Here is a 3884-nt window from a genome sequence, read left to right as displayed (position 1 = left end):
TTCCCACCGCGAGTGGCTGGGGCACCTGAAGATGTGGGCGGGCCTGACCACGGGTGCCTTCACCGGCGCACTGGTCTACCGCTACCTGGGTATCCAGTCGCTGTACGTGGTGTCCCTGCTCACCTGGGCGGTCACCGGGGTGGCCCTGCTGCTGCGGATGTGGGCCCGCCGCCATGCCGTGGGTTCCGTGGTCAAGGTGAAGGTGGAGCCCTACTGACCCGCTGCGTACACTCCCTGTCATGCGCACGGTCTCCACACTTGTCCTGACATCTCTCGCTGCCCTGGCGCTGCTCCCGGCCGCGGCCGGGGCGCAGGAGCTCCCCGAGATCCCCGCGGGTTCCGACACCGCGCTGCGTGACCTCGTCGTCAGCTCGAACGCGAACCCGCAGTCCTCCCGTTCGTCGGTGGGCGGGCTGCTCAGTTCGCTCTCGCTCATCGGTTCCTCGGAGGTCCCGCTGGTGGGCCCGTTCATCTCCAGCGACGACCGGTACCCGCTGGCCGTCGACGAGTCGATCACCGAGGTGGAGATTCTGGACAAGCGCGTCGAGCGTATCGACGAGCGCGTGGAGCGCTGGTTCATCGCGTCGCCGTCCATGGGGCGGGTCGTGGAGGTGCAGATCAAGAAGGCCGCTGACCCGACGGCCCCGGCCCCGATGCTCTACATGCTCGACGGTATCGGCGGTTCCACCCCGAACTCCGGGTGGGTCAACGGTGGCGCGGCCGAGCGGGTCTTCGGCGAGGAGAACGTCACCCTCGTCATGCCCACCCATGCCGCGGGCTCGCTGTACTCCGACTGGCTTCACGACGACCCGGCGCTCGGCCGCCACATGTGGGAGACGTTCATCACCGAGGAACTGGCGCCGGTGCTCGAGGCCGAGGCGGAGCTCAACTTCAACGGCCGGCGCGGCATCGGCGGACTGTCGATGGGTGCGATCGGCGCGGTCCACATCGCCAACACCCACCCGGAGCTTTTCGACGCCACCTTCGGCATCTCCGGCTGCTACTCCCCCAACGACGCCGTCGGCCGGCAGATGGTCAACCTCGTCGTCGGCTCCCGCGGCGGCGACCCGGAGAACATGTGGGGCCCCTACGGCTCCGAGCTGTGGGACCACCACGACACCGTCGCCAACCCCGAGGGTCTGCGGGACATGGCTGTCTACCTCTCGGCCGCCAACGGCGTCATCGAGGAGGACGACCGCATGACCTACGACGACAGTCCCTTCTTCCACATGTCCTCGGGTTCCGTCCTGGAGATCGGTGTGCTGGCCTGCACCGAGAAGCTGGATGAGGCGATGCGTGAGCGGGGCATGGACCACCATGTCGTCGACTACAAGGGTCCGGGCGTGCACAACTGGAACAACTACAACGAGCAGCTGCAGCCGGCCTGGGACGCGATCCGTCACGCCCTGCTCTAGCCGATTGTTGCTCAAGTTTCCTGTGGGAGGATAGTGACATAACTGTCCGCTTCCAGTAATTTGAGTGCGATGACCAACAACACCCGCCGCCGCCTGCTCGCCCTCGGCACCGCCGTCGGCCTCGCCTGCACCCTGACCCCGGCCGCCACCGCCCAGGAGGGCTCTTCCGGAACCCCGCCTCCTCCGGTTCCTCCCTCAACGCCGCGCTGAGCTCCCTGGGGCTCATCGGCTCCTCCGAGTGGCCGCTGCCCGACATGTGGCGCGACGTCGACGACAGCTACCCCCTGCCCCTCGACGACACGATCACCGAGATCGAGCTCGTCGAGATCCGCGCCGAGTCCGACCGCATCGACCGCTGGATCGTCGCCTCGCCGTCAATGAAACGCAACGTCGAGGTCCAGATCTGGCACGCCGCCGACCACTCCGTCGCGTCCCCGATGCTCTACATGCTCGACGGCATCGACGCCCCGCGCGGCAGCGGCTGGCTCGGTTCCGGCGACGCCCGTGAGGTCTTCGCCGAGGAGAACGTCACCCTCGTCATGCCGACGCAGGCCATCGCCTCCAACTACTCCGACTGGGTCAACTACGACCCGGCCCTGGGCCTCCACAAGTGGGAGACCTTCATCGTCAAGGAGCTCGCACCCCTGCTCGAGAACCACGACAGCCTGAACTTCAACGGCAAGCGCGGCATCGGCGGCCTGTCGATGGGCGCGAACGGCGCCGTCCACCTGGCCAACACCAACCCCGACCTCTTCCACGGTGTCTTCGGCATCTCCGGCTGCTACTCCCCGCTGAGCGCGGTCGGCCGCCAGATGGCCAGCTTCGTCGTCACCTCCCGCGGCGGTGAGCTGGAGAACATGTGGGGACCCTACGGTTCCGAGGAGTGGATCCGCCACGACACCGTCCTCGACCCGGAGGGCCTGCGTAACCAGGCCGTGTACCTCTCCACCGGCAACGGCAACGCCACCGACGAGGAGATCGCCTTCTACGAGAACAACGAGGTCACCAGCCTGGCTGTCGGTGCCCTGCTGGAGCGTGGCGTCCTCGAGTGCACCATCGACCTGGATGAGGCCATGCAGGACGCCGGCATGGACCACCAGGAGGTGCACTACAAGGACTACGGCTCCCACAACTGGATCCAGTTCAACCAGGAGCTCCAGCCCGCCTGGGACCACATCAAGCCGGCCCTGATGGACGACGCCGAGCTCTGATGAGACCCCGCACCCTGCCCGCCCTGCTGATCCCGCTGGTCGTAGCCGGGTGCGCTGCCGCGCCGGAGCAACCCGCCGCCCCGCAGACCAGCACGGTGACGGTGACGACGCAGGCCGCACCCACCACCCCGGAGCCGACCTGTGGGGTGGATACCGAGGCCGCCGCCATCTACGACAACATCCACCGGGTTCCGCCGCCCACCCTGCCGGGTGAGGGCTGGGAGTACTACGGCCACTCGGACTACAACCCGTGCGCGGACCTCAGTTACGCCGTGGTCTTCGTCACGGGATCCACGCACGCGCAGAAGCAGAACCAGCTGATGCTCTTCCACCGCGGGGAGTACCTGGGCGTCGGCCTGCTGGTGCCGCAGGTGTACCGCCACTGGGAGGGCGACGGCGAGGCCGTGCACGTGCGGGTCATCGACCGGGAGGCCATGGACGTGGCGGGGGCGCCGAACGCGGCCGCCGCGGACTACGAGGTGGAGCTGACGTTCTGGTGGAACGGGGAAAGGGTGGAGCCGATCGGGCGGATCCCCAACCTCAGCCACGCAGAATGATAGCGTAGCACTTATGCCACGACTCCCACTTCTGCCACTTGCCATAACAGCCGCCACATCCGTCACGCTCGGCCTCGCCGCCCCGGCTTCCGCGCAGTCGCTGACCGGCAGCGCCCTCGAACAGGCCGTCATCAGCTCCAACGCCGACCCCACCTCCTCCGGAAACGCCATCAACCGCACCCTCGGCATCCTGGAGTCCCTCGGTTCCTCCGAGGTGCCGGTCAGCAGCGGCAGCAGCCTCGGCCGGGGCCGCCTCCCGCTGGATGAGTCGATCACGGAGGCGGCGGTCGTCGAGAAGCGTGTGGAGAGTGACCGCGTCGAACGGTGGATCGTCGCCTCGCCGGCCATGAAACGCAACGTCGAGGTGCAGATCTGGCGCGCCGCCGGTGTTTCCCCGGCGCCGATGCTCTACCTTCTCGACGGCGTCGGCGCCCCGCGCACCTCCTGGTGGCTGGGCCCCGGCATCGCGCCAGAGGTCTTCGCGGACGAGAACGTCACCCTCGTCATGCCGACGCAGGCGCAGGCGTCGATGTACGCCGACTGGCTGCGCGACGACCCGGCGCTCGGCCGCCACCAGTGGGAGACGTTCCTCACCGCCGAACTGGCGCCGCTTCTCGACGCCGCCCCCGAGCTCAACTTCAACGGTCACCGCGCCATCGGCGGGCTGTCCATGGGCGCGACGGGCGCGGTCCACATCGCCA

General features: G+C 68.2%; 5 protein-coding genes and 1 pseudogene. All 6 read left to right on the top strand.

All coding sequences use genetic code 11. The features are described from left to right. A pseudogene (locus tag GXZ33_RS00855) lies at positions 1-217 on the top strand (DUF1275 domain-containing protein); the annotation flags it as partial. Between the two features lie 22 nt (positions 218-239). Continuing rightward, complete coding sequence (locus GXZ33_RS00850; RefSeq protein ID WP_291338976.1) at positions 240-1415, top strand: alpha/beta hydrolase family protein; 1176 nt, start codon at positions 240-242, stop codon at positions 1413-1415. A 69-nt stretch (positions 1416-1484) separates the two neighbouring features. Further along, positions 1485-1625 (top strand): hypothetical protein, encoded by a 141-nt coding sequence (locus tag GXZ33_RS00845; protein WP_291338975.1) that lies wholly within the window; start codon positions 1485-1487, stop codon positions 1623-1625. 44 nt (positions 1626-1669) lie between these two features. After that, a complete protein-coding gene (locus GXZ33_RS00840; RefSeq protein WP_291338974.1) occupies positions 1670-2626 on the top strand; it encodes an alpha/beta hydrolase family protein in 957 nt (318 codons plus the stop codon). Beyond that, positions 2626-3183, top strand: coding sequence for an LppP/LprE family lipoprotein (locus GXZ33_RS00835; protein WP_291338973.1), 558 nt, complete (start codon positions 2626-2628; stop codon positions 3181-3183). The genes GXZ33_RS00840 and GXZ33_RS00835 overlap by 1 nt, the downstream gene beginning before the upstream one ends. Positions 3184-3196: 13 nt before the next feature. Then, a partial coding sequence (locus tag GXZ33_RS00830) for an alpha/beta hydrolase-fold protein (protein WP_291338972.1) occupies positions 3197-3884 on the top strand: 688 nt, incomplete at its 3' end.

It is taken from the genome of Corynebacterium sp. (assembly GCF_012838985.1).
Taxonomy (GTDB): domain Bacteria; phylum Actinomycetota; class Actinomycetes; order Mycobacteriales; family Mycobacteriaceae; genus Corynebacterium.
Note: the sequence above shows the minus strand (reverse complement) of the source record. Positions and strands in the feature narration are given on the sequence as shown.

Excerpts from the sequence above, each read along its gene's own strand:
- GXZ33_RS00850 (WP_291338976.1), top strand. The coding sequence starts at position 240 with ATGCGCACGGTCTCCACACTTGTCCTGACATCTCTCGCTGCCCTGGCG.
- GXZ33_RS00845 (WP_291338975.1), top strand. The coding sequence starts at position 1,485 with ATGACCAACAACACCCGCCGCCGCCTGCTCGCCCTCGGCACCGCCGTC.
- GXZ33_RS00840 (WP_291338974.1), top strand. The coding sequence starts at position 1,670 with ATGTGGCGCGACGTCGACGACAGCTACCCCCTGCCCCTCGACGACACG.
- GXZ33_RS00835 (WP_291338973.1), top strand. The coding sequence starts at position 2,626 with ATGAGACCCCGCACCCTGCCCGCCCTGCTGATCCCGCTGGTCGTAGCC.